Origin of the sequence: Pseudofrankia sp. DC12 (assembly GCF_000966285.1) — a bacterium.
GTDB lineage: Bacteria > Actinomycetota > Actinomycetes > Frankiales > Frankiaceae > Pseudofrankia.
The window spans coordinates 4,117,008-4,130,905 of the sequence record NZ_KQ031391.1 but is presented as its reverse complement, the minus strand read 5'-3'; the positions used below and the strand labels follow the sequence as shown (position 1 = coordinate 4,130,905).

Genomic DNA, 13,898 nt, shown 5'->3' with positions numbered 1-13,898 from the left:
CTGGGTGGCCGGGCCGGTCGGTTTACAGACGAAGAACGCAGAGGGAGGACAGTAACGGCGCCCTCGGCGGCGGCAGCCGCGGGGCCGGGTTCCGGCCGAGGGCAGTAGGTCCGACCATCGCAGCGCGCCGCGGCCTCCCGACGACCAGCACAAGGACCGCCAGGCCTGCTAGCAGCGCCAGGGAGCGCAGGACCGCCAGGCACATGTCGCCGACGTGACCGTCATGGCCCGCCAGGGCCGTCAGCGCCGCGCGCACGCCCGGCGGGACGGTGCCGGGATCTGTCTGCCGCCCCATGTCTTGGCTCCGGTGGCGCCGCGGGCCTGCCCATGCCCGCGGCGCCGCGGGAGGCCGGCGCGCCGGTCGTCGGCGCCATCACCATGCCGGCCTCGGCGTGGACGCCCAGCCCGCCGTGCATCAGCAGAATGCCCAGCAGCACGGCACCGACCAGCACCAGGCCCCGCACCCCGACACGGGGGGCGACCACGCCGTGACGACGGCCGGCTGGGCTGGTCACGGCGCCATCCTTCCAGAACCGCGCGGTACCTGCGGACCGGCCGCGCCCGTCCCGGACACAGGTACGCCGGTTACGCCGGGATGTCCGTCACGCAGATCTACAGCACCCGGCCGACGTAGTACCTGGAGGTGTAGATCGGCTCCAGCTTGACCACGTCGCCGGACTGCGGCGCCGCCCACATGTAGCCGTTACCGGCGTAGATACCCATGTGGTAGATGTTGTTAGGCGTCCCGAAGAAGATCAGGTCGCCCGGCTGCTTGGCGGACTGGGGCACGCGCAGCGTCGCGGCGAACTGCTGCTGGGCGGTGCGGGGCAGGTAGCGGCCAAGCTGCTTGTAGACGTACTGCGAGAAGCCCGAACAGTCGAACGCGTACGGACCGGTGGCCCCCCAGATGTACGGCTTGCCTTTCTGTAGAGACGCCAGATAGACGGCTCTGGCCCCGATGGTGCTGCCCGGGATCACGGACACGCCGCCGCTTGCGCTGCCCGCGCCGGTGGAGCTGGTCACGGTGACCGTGGTGGCGTTGGCCACCGACGGGCGCAGCGCGGCGGTGCCGTCGAAGACGGCGGTCACCGTGGTCGTCGACAGCAGCCGCGCGCTGATCTGCGCGGCGCCGTTGTCGTCGGTGCGCAGCGTCGCGCTCGTGGACCAGCGTGTTCCGGTCACGACGACGACGTTCACGTCCTCGTCCACGACCGGCGTGCCCGACAGCGCGTCGCGGACGATGATCGTGAAGCGGGCCTCCGCGTTCGGGGCGATGGTGGACTTCGCGGCCTCGATCGTCGTGCTGGTGAAGTCGGGCGTCGGATTGACGAGCGCCTCGGCGAGGGATGCGGGCTTGTGCGCCGAGGCGGGAGTGACGGCGCCTGCGAGCATGGACGCCTGGGTGACCGAGCCGGCGTCGACCGGGCTGCCGTCGCTCCCGGCGCCAGTGGTAGCGGTCGTCGCGGCGAAGCCCGCGGTCGACACCGCGAGGCTGCTCGTCGCCAGGGCGACAACCGTGGCCACCTGCCGCCGTCGTCCCGTGAGGCGTGGGCGCCAACTGATGATCGGGCCCGCGGCGTCGGCCGACGGGCGCCCGGACGGCTGGCCCCGCCGGGGCCACGCCTCGTCCACCGACCGATGGTCGGCGTGGGGAGCAGGCAACGCACATCCTTTCGTAAACCCACCGCTGAGCCAGACGGCCGGTCCGTGCAGGGCCAGTACCGGCTCCGTCGACGAGACGGCGCCGGTGGAACAGGCGCCCGCGTGGAGGCTCGCCCTTCTGCCCCTGCACGGCTCCGATGTCCGAGATGCCGGGCTTGGGGCAGGACTGGCACGGCCCGGCGCTGGTGACGACGTCACCCTAAACCACTATTGTCTGTAGTAGATAGGGCGGGTCGGCCTAGTCCGACCGTTCCGGGCATATCGGTCGTTTTTCACGGAGGCGCCGATACTCGCTGCGTCGGGTGGCAGGGGCGGCGACGCCGACGGAACTACTTCTACGAGGGAGCGTCGTGCGTGCGGGGCGCCGCGACGGCGGTCCTCCGGCTCAAACGGCCGCGGGCTCGGACTGTCCATTGGGCTCGCCGGGTTAGGCGTCAGCGAGTCGGCTCCGCAAGCAGCTGCGTCAGCACGGGCTGCAGGTCGTCGGGAGTGACGGCGGTGATGAACCGGGCGGCGATCCGTCCCTGCCGGTCCACGACCAGCGTGCTGGGGACGGTGGTTGGTGGCAAGGGCCGGAAACCGGCCACGTGGGCGACCATCGGGTCGTACAGGCTGGGATAGGGCACGTGGTAGTCCCGGACGAACGCCATCGCCGCGGCCTGCGAGTCGCGGATGTCGATGCCGAGGAAGGCCACGCCGCGCGTATGGGTCTGGTCGTAGACGGTGACCAGCCCGGGGGTCTCAGCGCGACATGGGGCGCACCACGACGCCCAGACGTTGATGACCACGATCTGGCCTCGCAGCGCCGCGAGGTCGACCTGGCCGCCCTGCACCGCCGGTCCGGACAGCGGTGGTGTCAGTGGTCGATTCGACGGCGCCAGCAGACCGGCGCCGGTCTGGGCCTGGGGAACGAAGTCGACCGCGCCCGAGACCCGGTCGGAGCTGTTCGCGCACCCGGCGAGCAGGACCAGCGCGAACGCGGTGACCACGGGCACGATTCGGGGAGACATAGGTCTACTATGCGCGATAGTTGACGGAGTTTCTACGGTCCGTCGAAGATGCTCGCGGGCGGGAACGCGCCGCGCGACGAGAGGGACGGTGGACGGATGCTGCTAGCGGCCGGTGGCGGCGTGGGGTCGGTGGTGACCTCGGGATCTTTGTTGCTCGCGCTTCCGATCGCGGTCGCGGCGGGGGTGATCTCGTTCACGTCGCCGTGCTGTCTGCCCCTGGTTCCCGGCTACCTGTCCTACGTGACCGGGGTGAGCGGTGCCGAGGCCCGCCGGCCCGATCAGGCTGAGACCGTCCCGGCGGCGCCCACGCGAGGCGGCGGGCAGGTCGCCGCGGCCGGGCCGATCCGAGGCAAGCTGGCCGTCGCCGCCGTGCAGACCGCGCCGGCGGTGGCGGGCGTGGCCTCGTCGGGGCGGTCGTGGTATCGCAGCCGGATGCTGGCTGGGGGTGTGCTGTTCGTCCTGGGGTTCTCGGCCGTGTTCGTCAGCTACGGCGCGGCGTTCGGCGGAGCGGGCCGGCTGCTGCTGATCCACCAGCAGGTGATCACCCGGGTGCTGGGGGCGCTGACGATCCTGCTTGGGCTGACGTTCGCCGGGCTGCTGGAACGGCTGCCGTGAGCGGGCCGCACCGTGCGCATCCGTTACCGCCCGGCGGCGGGGCTGGCCGGCGCGCCGCTGCTGGGGGTGCTGTTCGGCATCGGCTGGACTCCGTGCATCGGCCCGACGCTGGCCGCGGTGCTCACCCTGTCCTTCAACACCGGTACCGCCGGGCGAGGAGCGCTGCTGTCGTTCGCCTACAGCCTGGGCCTCGGGCTGCCCTTCATCGCCGCCGGGGTCGCGTTCGACCGGGCTGTGCGAGTGTTCGCGACGGTCCGCCGGCATTCGGTGGCCATCATGCGCGTCGGCGGGGTCATGCTCGTCGCCGTCGGCGTGCTGCAGGTCAGCGGCCTGTGGACGCAGCTGATCGCCCAGCTGCAGGGGCTGGTCACCGGATTCCAGGCGCCGTTGTAGGCCCATCCGGCGACCGGCGGGAGGGTGCGTGGCGAGCGTCCGCGTCGCGGACCCACCGAATGAACTACGATAGAAGATCGTAGATCGCTGCGTGTCGCGTCGACGCGCGGGCGGTGATGAAATCAGAGCTGATGGCACGGAGCAGGGGCGGGGCGTGCGAGGACTGGGTGACCTGGAAGCCGTGGTCATGGACCGGCTGTGGTCGGCGCGTGGCCCGCTGACCGTGCGGGCCGTCTACGAACAGCTGCGGGAGCAGCGGCAGATCGCCTACACCACGGTCATGACGGTGATGGACAACCTGCACCGCAAGGGCTGGCTACGCCGCGAGCTCGCCGGGCGGGCCTACCGGTACGAGCCGACCCGCTCCCGGGAGCTGCACAGCGCCGAGGTGATGGGTGAGGCGCTTTCGGACAGCGCGGACCGGGCGGCGACACTGATGCACTTCGTCGAGCAGATGTCGCCGCAGGAAACGCAGCTGCTGCGCGACGCGCTCACCCGCGGCCGAGTCGGCGGCGACCTGAACACCGGACTGGGTGGCGACCAGGAGACCGCGGCGGGAGGAGCGGCATGAAGGTCGCCGTGGTGCTGCTCGTCTACGCGGCCCTGCTCGCCACCGGCGTTCCTCGGCTGCTGGTCGCTGCCTCCTGGGCTGACCGGGCGCCGCGCCTGGCGATCTGCCTGTGGCAGGCGCTGTCGGTGTCGGTGCTGGCCGCAGCCGGGCTGGCCGGGCTCGCGCTGGCGGTCCCCACGGCGAAGATCAGCGGCGGTATCGCCGAGCTGCTGCGCGCCTGCGTGATGTCGCTGCGTGCCTCCTACGCCACCCCGGGCGGGGCCGCGATCGCGGGCGCGGGGCTGACGTTGAGCACGGTTCTGCTGCTGCGGGTCGGTTCCTGTGCCACGGTCGAGTTGGTCCGCGCCGGCCGGGCGCGGCGGGCCCATGCCGGCAAGCTGGCTGTCCTCGCCCGCCCCGAGCCCGACCTGGGCGCGGTCGTGATCCCGCACCCGGCCGCCGCGGCGTACTGCTTGCCGGGGCGGGCCCGTCGTGTCGTGGTCACCACCGCCGCGCTGGAGACGCTGAGCGTCGACCAGCTGCACGCGGTGCTCGCCCACGAGCGGGCCCATCTGGCGGGCCGTCACCACCTCGTCGTCGCCGGGGCGGACGCGTTCGCCCGGGCGTTCCCCCGCGTGCCGCTGTTCACCGCCGCACGCGCCGAGGTTGCCCGGTTGGTCGAGCTGGCCGCCGACGACGCGGCCTCCCGCCGGCATGAGCGACTGTCGATCGCCGCAGCGCTGGCGGCGCTGGCCGGCGGGGGCAGCCCCGACGCGGGCCTGGCCGCGGGCGGGCCGACCGCGCTGGGACGAGTCCGCCGCCTGCTACGACCCGCCCAACCCCTCGGCGCCGCCCGCACCACGCTGGGAGCCGTGCTGGTCACCGCCGTGCTCGTCATCCCCGGCGCCGTGGCCGCCGGCCCGGTATTGGCCGCCACCCACGCCATCTACTGCCCGTTGTCCGCGGTCGCCCCACCGGTCGGCTGACCGCGGCGGCGTGCGCCGGTCGCAGCATTGTGGTGGATCTGCAGCCTGGCCTCGCCGCCGGCATTGTGTGGTGCCGTGGCGGGTGGTCTCGTCCGACGGCGCCCGGAAAGCCGCGGGTTCACGTTCGGCGTTCGGTGATAGGTGCTGGATTTCCTCGCGGAGCTGCGCGAGTTCGGTCTCCCGCGGGTCGACGTGCACCGTCAGGGTGCCCGGCGTCTGCGAGGTCGGCGGGGTGGGCTTGCGGCCGGTGCCGCGCATCATCATGAACATCATCGCGCCCATCCCGAGTGGGCAGGCCAATGCGGGCAGGATGTAGAGCACCTTGTCCATTTCTCCTCCTCGGACGCCATGCCGGTGGCCGTTCAGCCGCCGGGTCGGGATTGCGGGCCGGTCGGGACGGCCGGTAGACGGGCCAGTGCCCGGCGTAGCCGATGTTCGGAGAGCCGGCCGTAGGAGAACGGTGCGCCGTCCAGCAGGACGCCCGGCGCGAAGAGCACCCCGGCCTGCGCGGCGAGTGTCCGGCCGGTGTCGCTGTCCAGGCTGAGTTCCTCCACGGTGAGCGGCTGCTGGGCGGCGACGCGGGCGATCACCTGCTTGGCGTGGTCGCACAGCGTGCAGTCGGCCTGGGTAAGCAGCGTGACCCGGATCGCCCGGTTCTGCGGCCGGTTGGTCGTGGGGAGCGTGGTCACGCGGCTCGCTGCCCGGTGCGCAGGTCTGTGAGCAGGCGGTTCACCGGCAGGTACTGGTCCACCCGGCCGCCGCCGGTGGCAGCCAGCTGGAACTCTGGGGCGGTCGCGCCGATGCCGGGGGCGCCGACCTGGTAGTCGCCAGGGCTGTTGCCCGCCGAGGTGCTGCGGGCAGGACGCCTCAGCGTGCCCTCGCGCGAACGACCGGAGATGTGATCTACGGGCGTGTACAACCCTGCCTAGGACAGGCGGTAGTGGCGGCGGGCCCGGAGCGAGGTCCTCGGCGCGTGTCCTGGCAGACCGTGGCCGGGAGAATGTCTACTCATCGGCACGACGCCGACTGCCCGGCGCGCAGGACGCGGCGCACCCAGGGGTGGGCCGGGTTCCTGACGAGTTGGGCATGGCGATGTCGCCCGCTCGCGCCGAGGCCGCCAAGCGCCCCGTCGGCTCGTCCCAATTGGCCACGGCGCGACAGGCGTGCCGGGTTGGAGCTGTCACCCGTCTGGTCCACGGAGGGTAGGACGTCAGCGATGAGTGAGGATCTGTCGAGGTGTCAGCATCCCCGGTTCGCCCGCCTGTACGTACGGACCAGCGCCGACTCTGAACGCCGTGGCACGGCCGCCCACCGCGACCGGCTGCTCGCCGACCTGACCGGCCGCGTCCTGGAGGTCGGCGCCGGCAACGGGCTGAACTTCTCCCACTACCCGCCGACCGTGACCGAGGTCGTCGCCGTCGAACCCGAGGACCAACTACGTGCCCTCGCCGAACAGGCAGCGACGACGGCGCCGGTACCCGTCCAGGTCGTCGCCGCCCAGGCCGACAGTCTGCCGTTCGACGACGGCGCCTTCGACGCGGCCGTGGCCTCCCTGGTGCTGTGCTCGGTGCCCGACCCAGCCCACTCGCTCGCCGAGCTACGCCGGGTGCTCGCCGCGGGCGGCGACCTGCGGTTCTTCGAGCACGTCCGCTCCACCCACCGTGCGCTCAGCCTCGCCCAAGACCTGATTGCCCCGCTGTGGGCAGCCGGCGCAGGCGGCTGCCACCTCAACCGCGACACCGCCGCGACGATCCGCTCCGCCGGCTTCACGATCGACGAGCTCGACCGGTTCACCTACCGTCCGTTGCGGTTCGTGCCCGCCCACGCCCACATCCTCGGCCGCGCCCACACACCCGCCGGACAGGACCGCTGAGGCGCCGTGGGCGTCCCTTTCCGGTGGAGCCGATGCGCGCCGCCAGGTCGCGTTGACCGGCCAGCCCGGCCAGTGCGTATTCACGTCTGGCTTGTGCTGGCGGGGTTCCGCCCGCGTCGCTACCGGTCAGGGCTCGTCGGGGCCGGGTAGACGAAGCTGCGGATGATCAGATGGTTGGGGGCGGCGAGCACCTCGTGGACGATCTTCCCGCCGGGAGTCAGGGTGAGCTCGATCTGGAGGCCCTCGGCGGGGTAGGCCAGCGCCAGCCGGCTCTGGCCGGCGGTGATGCCGAGGCGGGTGGTGACCGGGGCCTCGCCAGCGCCGTAAGGGTTGCTGTCCAGGAACCGGGCGCCGGACAGGCACAGTACCGACTGTGCCGGGACGGGTCGCGAGCAGTGCGGCAGGGGTCAGCCGGGCCACACCCGCGCTCAGCGAGCTGTCTCCCACGATCAACGTTGCCAGGCCGAGACTGGCCACCAGTCCCGCGAGCGCGCCGGCCAGCAGCCACGGGCGAGGCGGATCCGCTGCGGCCCTGTCCTGAGGACGGCGGGCGAGGCGATGTCCGGCCAGACCACCCAGATACAGCGCCAACCCGGCGAACAGCAGCCACCGCAGCACGGTGACCCAGCCCTCGCCCCTGGTCTTCGCCCCGGTCTGCCCGTCGCCGAGCGCGGCGGCACTCGGGCCGACCGCGAACCGGTACTCGCCGCCCATCGCTTCGCCGTCGCCCGCGCCCACCTGCCAGGCCACCGCATACAGACCGCTGGCCAGCTGCCGGTCCACAGCAGCGGTCACGCTTAGCCCGCCTTCGGAGACGGAAGTCCGGCTGGTCGACACAACGCGCCGGTCGGCGTCGAACAGCCGCACCGAGTGGCCTGTCACTGTGACGGGCTGGGCGAAGATGAGCGTAAGCGTGGCCGGCCCGGCCGGCACGGTCCCGTCCGCGGCCGGGCTGGTGAACAGCAGGGTCGCATGCGCCGACGCGGTCGCCGCCGTCGCCACCAGCAACACCAGGCTGGCCACCGTCAGCCCGACGAGACGGGTCAGCGCGCGCACAGCGCCTCGGCGCCGGTTGGCGCGCCGCCCGCCACAGCCGCCAGTTGCCACTGTCCGACCTGCACCACCGTCACCCCTCACTCACCCGACAACGAATACTAAGCTAGATAGTAAATAGCGGATGGGTCCGGCGGCCCACGCCGTTCTATCCGTCTCGGCCGTGAGGCGTGGCTGACCTCCTGCGCTGCTGGGAACTGATACCCCCATGGGGTATGGTGTCATGTGAGTCGGTGACGCCGGGACGCATGATCGAGACAGGAGTGATCACGATGGGTGTGGCCGAGCGGACCTACGTCGTGGCGGGTATGACTTGCGGGCACTGCGAGATGTCGGTGCAGGAGGAGGTAGAGGAGCTGGCCGGGGTGCAGTCGGCGGCGGCGGACGCCGCCACGGGCCGGCTGGTCGTGCGCGGAGAGGGCGTCGATGACGCTGCTGTGCGGGAGGTGGTGGCCGCGGCCGGCTACCGGCTCGTCTCGTGACCGGGCACGCGGACTCGCGGCGGGAGGAACGATGACCACCGAACAGGCCGGGCGGCCCGGAGCCGAGGTCGAGCTGTCGCTCGAGGGCATGACGTGTGCGTCGTGTGCCAACCGGATCGAGCGCAAGCTGAACAAGCTGGACGGCGTCGTCGCGACGGTGAACTACGCGATCGAGAAGGCCGCGGTCTCCTATGACCCTGCCCAGGTGTCGGCGGACGACCTGCTGTCCGCCGTGGCCGCGGCGGGTTACCGGGCGCGGCTCCCGGCCCCGCCGTCGACGGCGGCCGATCGGGCCGACGTCTCCGCGGCCCCCGGCGACTCGGAAGACGCGGTTGCGCAGCGGTCGCTGCGCCAGCGCCTGGCCGGGGCGGCGGTGCTGTCACTTCCGCTGGTGCTGATCTCGATGATCCCGGCGCTGCAGTTCGACTACTGGCAGTGGGCCGCGTTGCAGCTGGCGACCCCGGTGGTGTTCTGGGCGGGCTGGCCGTTCCATCGGGCGGCCTGGGTGAACCTGCGGCATGGCGCCGCCACCATGGACACGCTGATCTCACTGGGCACGCTCGCGGCCTGGGGGTGGAGCGTCGTCGCGCTGTTCCTGCTGGACGCGGGCATGCCGGGGATGCGGATGCGCTTCGAGGTGGTGCTCGACCGGGACGCCGCGACCAGCCACATCTACCTGGAAGCCGCCGGCGTCGTGACCACCCTGATCCTCGCGGGGCGGTACTTCGAGGCCAGGGCGAAGCGGCGCGCCGGGGCGGCGCTGCGGGCCCTGCTCGCGCTGGGCGCGAAGGACGTCGCGGTGCTCGACGCCGACGGCGGTGAGCGCCGGGTTCCGGTGGCGGAGCTGCGCGTGGGCGACCGGTTCGTCGTCCGGCCCGGCGAGAAGATCGCGACCGACGGGGCCGTCGAACAGGGCTCGTCGGCGGTGGACCAGTCGCTGCTGACCGGCGAGTCCGTCCCGGTGGAGAAGGGCCCGGGCGACGAGGTCGTCGGCGCGACCGTCAACGCCGGCGGCCGGCTGGTCGTGCGGGCCACCAAGATCGGCGCTGACACGGCGCTCGCGCAGATCGCCCGGCTGGTCGCGGACGCGCAGAACGGGAAGGCACCCGTGCAGCGGCTGGCCGACAGGATCAGCGGGGTGTTCGTGCCGGTGGTGCTGGTGCTCGCGGCGGCGGCGCTCGGCGGGTGGCTCGCCGCGGGCGCGAGCGTGGCGTTCGCGTTCTCCGCCGCGGTCGCCGTGCTGATCATCGCGTGCCCGTGCGCGCTGGGCCTGGCCACTCCGACCGCGCTGCTGGTCGGCACCGGCCGCGGCGCCCAGCTGGGTCTGCTCATCAAAGGACCCGAAGTGCTGGAGTCCACCCGCCGGGTCGACACGATCGTCCTGGACAAGACCGGGACCGTCACCACCGGCGAACTCAACGTGGTCGACATCGTCCTGGTCGAGGGGGTCGCCCGCGCGGACGCGCTGCGGCTGGCCGGAGCGGTGGAGGACGCCTCCGAACACCCGATCGGCCGGGCGATCGCCCGAGCCGCGCGAGCCGAGGTCGGCCGGCTGGCGGCGCCCGAGTCCTTCGCCAACCGGCAGGGGCTTGGCGTCGAGGGTGTCGTTGACGGCCACACCGTCGTCGCCGGGCGCCCGTCGCTGCTGGCCGACTGGGCGATGCCACTGCCACCCGAGCTGGAAAGGGCCCGCCACGAGGCCGCTCTGACCGGTCGGACGGCGATCGCCGCCGGCTGGGACGGCGCCGCTACGGCGTTGTTCGTCGTCGCCGACACGATCAAACCCACCAGCGGCGAGGCGATCAACCAGCTCAAGGCCCTCGGCCTACGGCCGATCCTGCTGACCGGCGACAACGCCGCCACCGCCCGCACGGTCGCGGCCCAGGTCGGTATCAACGAGGTCATCGCCGACGTCCTGCCGACGGACAAGGCGGCCGTCGTCAAGCGGCTGCAAACCGAGGGCCGGGTCGTCGCGATGGTCGGCGACGGTGTCAACGACGCGCCCGCACTCGCCCAGGCCGACCTGGGCCTCGCCATCGGCACCGGCACCGACGTCGCGATCGAGGCCAGCGACCTGACACTCGTGTCCGGCGACCCGCGCGGCGCCGCCGACGCCATCCGGCTGTCCCGCCACACGCTGCGGACCATCCAGGGCAACCTGTTCTGGGCCTTCGCCTACAACGTCGTCCTCATCCCGGTGGCGTTCCTCGGCTACCTCAACCCGCTGTTCGCCGGCGCCGCCATGGCCGCCAGCTCCCTGTTCGTCGTCTCCAACTCGCTGCGCCTGCGCAGATTCACCCCGCAGCGCTCGCCGGGAAGCCTGACCCGCCCGGCCGGCCGCTTGCCGGCCGACCAACGGATCAACGCACCCTTGTCCTCGTAGTTGAGACCGATCTCGGCGCCCGCGTAGGACGCGGGCCGCCTCCCCGGTCCTCGGCAAAGGGGACGCTCAGACAGACCGGTCGAGACGTCGTGGGCGATGAATCCGGAGGCTTGATGATGTTCGCCGGGCATGTCGGGCCCGGCTGGTTGATCCCGGTCTCGTAGGCAAGGAGAGAGGCGCGCTCACGCCTCCCTCAAGCCGTTCTGACCCCCGAACGGCCCAGCATGGTCTTCGAAGAAGACTCGGCTTTTCAGGAGAACCGCTGGCCGACAGGCTGCGTCCAGACGGACATGAGACTACGAGGCTGGTGCGCCGCGGTGGCCCTCGTCGGGGCGGTGGTGGTCGGGGCTGCCGCGCCCGCGTCCGCATCGTGCGCCCTGTCGTCGCCGCCCCCATCCCCATATATGTTCCACGGAATTGTGACCAGCACGACACATGGCGGGCGGGTCGCGACGGTCCGGACCGAGGGCGGCCAGGCCGTGACGGTGGTCGGGACGCCGGACGAGCAGGCCGGCGGCACATCGGTCGACCGTCAGTACGTTGTGGGTGCCTGGTACGAGTTCCATCCTCTTAACGGCAGGTCTCCGTACCAGGACAACATCTGCACGGCTACTCGGCAGATCGCCGGACCGGGCCCGTCTGCGACTCACGATGGGGAGCCTGCGGCGCAGAACGATTCGGGGTCGGGCCGTCCCGGTCGATTCCTGCCGCTGGTCGGGGGCGCCGTTGCCCTCGCGGTCGTCTGTACGCTGAGGCTTCGCCGGACCCGTGGCGAAGTACCCGACAGGGCTGACGACGGCGGCACGCGCTCCGATGAGCTGTAGAAAAGGGTCCGTAACCTCAGCCAGCAGGATCTGGCATGTTCCTCGCCGGAGGGAGCCTCGCCGAGGACACCCGGGTACTCAACTCCACGTTTCGTGCATACGCCTCGGAATACCCGACCGTGGGGGTCGGTCCTCGTCCGCGAACCCTGGCCCCTGGTGAGCCGCGGTGCTTCGCAGGGCCGGAGTGTGGCTGGGCCGACAAGACCAACCTCGCCGGCCACGGCGGGCCACCCACGACACCAGCCGCATGACGATCGGAACTGCGATCTTCATCAGGCGAGTCCCTGCGTCTACCATGTTCCGTAGTAGTCGGCCGCTGCGCGGGCGCGCGAACCAGACCGAAGGAGGGGCATGGACGGCAGGACGGCGCTCGCGCGAGCGCGTCTCGTCGCCGTCCTGGCGGCGCTGGCCGGGCTCGCTGTCATGCATGGTCTGCCCGCCATGCAAGCCTGCGCGCAAGCGGGCACGGGCTACGCCGCGATGGCCACACCGGCGATGCCCGCAGAGCACGCCGGGTCGATGGCCGAACCCCCCGCTGTGGAGCGGCCGACCGCCAACGTCGGCCTGCGCGGCGCGGACATGTACGCGCACGGTGCCGCCGGGGAGATGCAAGGTGTCCCCTGCGCGGCGACCCCGCCGTCCCTCGGTCTTGCCGGGCTGCTCGTCCTGGTCGCTATTGGTCTGCTCGCCATCACCATGCCGGCCTCACCGAGGCCCCTCGCGGCGGTGAGACGCGGGCCGCGGCGGCGCGCACCCCCGCGGTTCGGCTCCCTGCTCCTGCACGAGCTGTGTGTCTCCCGGACGTGACCGGCCAACGGTCGCCGTCACGTCCATCCGCACGCCACCGGCGTGCCCCTATCCGGGAGACCACGTTCTCATGCTGCCTATCCATTCTGCCCGTACCCGCCGAGCCCTCGCCGCAGCCGGTCTGACCGGCGCGGTCCTTCTCACCGCCACCGCCTGCGGGAGCAGCTCTGGCGGCCAGTCCGGGATGTCCCAGTCGATGGGAAACCCGGCCGGCTCGGCCGGATCGACACCCTCCGCCATGGCCGCGACGCCAGGGGGCTCCATGCCCGGCATGGGCGACATGGCCTCGGGGGACGGGCTCGCCGCCGAGGCCAGCGGACTGCGGTTCGCCCCGGCGGCGACCTCGTTGCCGGCCAAGCGGGCCAGCGTGTTCCGGTTCCAGATCCGCGCCGCGGACGGGATGCCGGTGACCTCCTTCCAACCGGACCAGACCAAGCTCATGCACCTCTACCTGATCCGGTCCGACCTCACCGGCTTCCAGCACGTCCACCCGACCATGGCCAGCGACGGCACCTGGACCGCCAACCTGGCCGGCACGCCCGCCGGCAGCTACCGGGTGTACACCTCGTTCATCACCCCCGTCGGCGGCATGAACACACCGCTGGTCCTCAGCCAGCCGGTCACCGTCCCCGGAACGGCCGCCACCGTCCCGCTACCGCCGGCAGCGACCAGCACCACCGTCGACGGCTACACCCTCACCGTCTCCGGTGACAAGTTGATGGCCGGGATGACGCACATGCTCACCGTCACCGTGTCGAAGGACGGGAAACCGGTCACCGACCTACAGCCCTACCTCGACACCTACGCCCACCTGACCGCCTTCCGCGCCGGCGACCAGGCCTTCGCCCACCTCCACCCGCAAGGCAGCGTCAACGGCGACCACGGCGGGCCGGCCCTGTCGTTCGAGGCGACCCTGCCGAAATCCGGCAACTGGCGGCTGTTCCTACAGTTCCAAACCGCCGGCACCCTGCACACCGCCGCGATGACCATCACCGTCGGATAGCACTCGACGCGGCCACCGGCGCACCTCGCCGGGCGACGGGTCCCCGCTCGACAACGGGCGGGACCCGCCACCCGTCGACCTGTCAGGAGCCGACCCCTCGCGATGCGCCGGATCGGCGGCAGCGACCCGCCTCATACAGCTGCCCTCGTCGCGGACGGCTTGCACGCCCACACCGACGGCTTTACCAACCTCGCGGTCCTGCTCGGTGCCACCGGCGTCGGCGAGCTCGCGGTGGGCACACCCCGTTGCCGGTCTGG

At 72.1% G+C, this 13,898-nt stretch carries 15 protein-coding genes; 9 read left to right on the top strand and 6 right to left on the bottom strand.

Going from position 1 to position 13,898, the window contains the following annotated elements:
- Positions 1–221: 221 nt before the first annotated feature.
- From FRADC12_RS16530 to FRADC12_RS16520, 3 genes are all read right to left on the bottom strand, one after another.
- Positions 222–515, bottom strand: coding sequence for a hypothetical protein (locus FRADC12_RS16530; protein WP_157488899.1), 294 nt, complete (start codon positions 513–515; stop codon positions 222–224).
- A gap of 97 nt (positions 516–612) precedes the next feature.
- Positions 613–1,524, bottom strand: coding sequence for a C40 family peptidase (locus tag FRADC12_RS16525; RefSeq protein WP_045879720.1), 912 nt, complete (start codon positions 1,522–1,524; stop codon positions 613–615).
- 572 nt (positions 1,525–2,096) lie between these two features.
- Positions 2,097–2,672: a TlpA family protein disulfide reductase gene (locus FRADC12_RS16520; RefSeq protein WP_045877318.1), complete on the bottom strand. Its 576-nt coding sequence runs from the start codon at positions 2,670–2,672 to the stop codon at positions 2,097–2,099.
- Positions 2,673–2,768: 96 nt separating this feature from the next.
- On the opposite strand from FRADC12_RS16520, the gene FRADC12_RS34965 reads away from it, so the two are divergent.
- The 4 genes from FRADC12_RS34965 to FRADC12_RS16505 all read left to right on the top strand — a co-directional run bounded on the left by FRADC12_RS34965 (position 2,769) and on the right by FRADC12_RS16505 (position 5,216).
- Positions 2,769–3,287: a sulfite exporter TauE/SafE family protein gene (locus FRADC12_RS34965; protein ID WP_157488898.1), complete on the top strand. Its 519-nt coding sequence runs from the start codon at positions 2,769–2,771 to the stop codon at positions 3,285–3,287.
- Positions 3,288–3,299: 12 nt separating this feature from the next.
- Positions 3,300–3,680 carry a cytochrome c biogenesis protein CcdA gene (locus tag FRADC12_RS34960; protein WP_157488897.1) on the top strand — a complete coding sequence of 127 codons (381 nt, stop codon included), beginning with the start codon at positions 3,300–3,302 and terminating at the stop codon, positions 3,678–3,680.
- 154 nt (positions 3,681–3,834) lie between these two features.
- Positions 3,835–4,251, top strand: a complete 417-nt coding sequence (locus FRADC12_RS16510) for a BlaI/MecI/CopY family transcriptional regulator (RefSeq protein WP_045877317.1) — start codon at positions 3,835–3,837, stop codon at positions 4,249–4,251.
- Positions 4,248–5,216, top strand: a complete 969-nt coding sequence (locus tag FRADC12_RS16505) for a M56 family metallopeptidase (protein WP_045877316.1) — start codon at positions 4,248–4,250, stop codon at positions 5,214–5,216. The genes FRADC12_RS16510 and FRADC12_RS16505 overlap by 4 nt, the downstream gene beginning before the upstream one ends.
- Before the next feature lie 362 nt (positions 5,217–5,578).
- Here FRADC12_RS16505 and FRADC12_RS16500 read toward each other — a convergent pair whose 3' ends face one another.
- Both FRADC12_RS16500 and FRADC12_RS16495 read right to left on the bottom strand, forming a co-directional pair.
- Positions 5,579–5,905: a glutaredoxin family protein gene (locus FRADC12_RS16500; RefSeq protein ID WP_198152937.1), complete on the bottom strand. Its 327-nt coding sequence runs from the start codon at positions 5,903–5,905 to the stop codon at positions 5,579–5,581.
- Entirely contained in the window at positions 5,902–6,135 is a 234-nt protein-coding gene (locus tag FRADC12_RS16495) for a hypothetical protein (protein ID WP_045877315.1), read from the bottom strand. Before FRADC12_RS16495 ends, FRADC12_RS16500 begins: the two co-directional genes overlap by 4 nt.
- 297 nt (positions 6,136–6,432) lie before the next feature.
- Between FRADC12_RS16495 and FRADC12_RS16490 the strand changes: the two genes are divergently transcribed.
- On the top strand, positions 6,433–7,089 hold the full coding sequence (locus tag FRADC12_RS16490) for a class I SAM-dependent methyltransferase (RefSeq protein ID WP_045877314.1): 657 nt from the start codon (positions 6,433–6,435) through the stop codon (positions 7,087–7,089).
- A gap of 126 nt (positions 7,090–7,215) precedes the next feature.
- On the opposite strand, the gene FRADC12_RS28490 is transcribed toward FRADC12_RS16490, so the two are convergent.
- Positions 7,216–8,145: a copper resistance CopC family protein gene (locus FRADC12_RS28490; protein ID WP_052710960.1), complete on the bottom strand. Its 930-nt coding sequence runs from the start codon at positions 8,143–8,145 to the stop codon at positions 7,216–7,218.
- A gap of 245 nt (positions 8,146–8,390) precedes the next feature.
- Between FRADC12_RS28490 and FRADC12_RS16480 the strand changes: the two genes are divergently transcribed.
- The 4 genes from FRADC12_RS16480 (at position 8,391) to FRADC12_RS16460 (ending at position 13,641) form a co-directional block, all read left to right on the top strand.
- On the top strand, positions 8,391–8,624 hold the full coding sequence (locus tag FRADC12_RS16480) for a heavy-metal-associated domain-containing protein (protein ID WP_232303848.1): 234 nt from the start codon (positions 8,391–8,393) through the stop codon (positions 8,622–8,624).
- A 31-nt stretch (positions 8,625–8,655) separates the two neighbouring features.
- Positions 8,656–11,007: a heavy metal translocating P-type ATPase gene (locus tag FRADC12_RS16475; RefSeq protein ID WP_045877313.1), complete on the top strand. Its 2,352-nt coding sequence runs from the start codon at positions 8,656–8,658 to the stop codon at positions 11,005–11,007.
- 1,175 nt (positions 11,008–12,182) lie between these two features.
- Positions 12,183–12,638 (top strand): hypothetical protein, encoded by a 456-nt coding sequence (locus tag FRADC12_RS16465; RefSeq protein ID WP_045877311.1) that lies wholly within the window; start codon positions 12,183–12,185, stop codon positions 12,636–12,638.
- Positions 12,639–12,900: 262 nt separating this feature from the next.
- Positions 12,901–13,641, top strand: a complete 741-nt coding sequence (locus tag FRADC12_RS16460) for a DUF8832 domain-containing protein (protein WP_198152936.1) — start codon at positions 12,901–12,903, stop codon at positions 13,639–13,641.
- Positions 13,642–13,898: the final 257 nt, after the last annotated feature.